The following is a 572-nucleotide window of genomic DNA, read 5'->3' on the forward strand; positions in this document are numbered from 1 at the left end:
CTGTCAGGGGATGATGCCAGCGAACTCTACCTGAGCCTGGATGCCAATGCAGGAAGCAAACGCAAGATCGCCTCTGTCGATGGCTGGACCGGCCCGAGAGCCTGGACCAAGTTTGCTTCCCAGAAATCAGCCACTTACTGGCTCAAAGTGGGGGAAAAGTACTACATCGAAGCCTTGCACAAAGAAGCCGGCTATAATGACAACCTAGCGGTTGCCTGGGTAGTGCCCGGTACGTCTGCAATCAATGTCATTCCCGGTTCCCATCTGATCCCCTATTCTTCTTCCAATGCCAGAATGGCGAGCGGGGATGAAGAGGAGTTCGAATCAGCTGCTACCAAAGCTTATCCTAATCCTTTTCAAGACAGGCTATACATTCAGACAGAAAAACGAGGAGAGATACAGATCAGCCTGATCGATGCCTTAGGCAGAGTGTGTTATCAGCAGACAAAAGCTGTACAGGAATCAACCATTGAGTTAGATTTCTCGGAAAGCAATCTGAGCAAGGGCCTCTATTTTGTCAAACTGCAAGCTGGGGATCAACCTGCGGAACTCATTCGGGTAGTTAAAAAATA

1 protein-coding gene is annotated in these 572 nt (G+C 49.3%); it reads left to right on the forward strand.

All coding sequences use genetic code 11. The features are described 5' to 3' along the window. A partial coding sequence (locus Q0590_RS37505; protein ID WP_302042817.1) for a T9SS type A sorting domain-containing protein occupies positions 1-572 on the forward strand: 572 nt, incomplete at both ends.

The organism is Rhodocytophaga aerolata (assembly GCF_030503435.1).
GTDB classification, from domain to species: domain Bacteria; phylum Bacteroidota; class Bacteroidia; order Cytophagales; family 172606-1; genus Rhodocytophaga; species Rhodocytophaga aerolata.